This window comes from Lacihabitans sp. CCS-44, from assembly GCF_024343735.1.
Lineage (GTDB): Bacteria > Bacteroidota > Bacteroidia > Cytophagales > Spirosomataceae > Leadbetterella.
Map to the genome: position 1 here is coordinate 1 of NZ_RJUE01000034.1, position 464 is coordinate 464.

The following is a 464-nucleotide window of genomic DNA, read 5'->3' on the forward strand; positions in this document are numbered from 1 at the left end:
GTTCCTGCTCCTACTTCTTTGCTAGTACCTACTCCTAATCCCGCTGACCAGGTAATCGTTCCGCCAACACAGCCTGTGGCTGTCAATGTCGCTTTGTCGTTTGCACAAACGCTGCTTACATTGCTTGTCAACACTGGTGCTGCTGGTGGTGTGCCTGTCGTTATTGTCACCGTATTTGAAGCTGACGACGTTCCACATGAATTAACACATGTCGCTGTGTATGTTCCTGCTCCTACTTCTTTGCTAGTACCTACTCCTAATCCCGCTGACCAGGTAATCGTTCCGCCAACACAGCCTGTGGCTGTCAATGTCGCTTTGTCGTTTGCACAAACGCTGCTTACATTGCTTGTCAACACTGGTGCTGCTGGTGGTGTGCCTGTCGTTATTGTCACCGTATTTGAAGCTGACGACGTTCCACATGAATTAACACATGTCGCTGTGTATGTTCCTGCTCCTACTTCTTT

Annotated in this window: 1 pseudogene; it reads right to left on the minus strand. The window is 48.9% G+C overall.

The annotated features are described in order from the left end of the window. Window positions 1-392 (minus strand): annotated as a pseudogene (locus tag EGI26_RS07190) (hypothetical protein); the annotation flags it as partial. Window positions 393-464 lie beyond the last annotated feature (72 nt).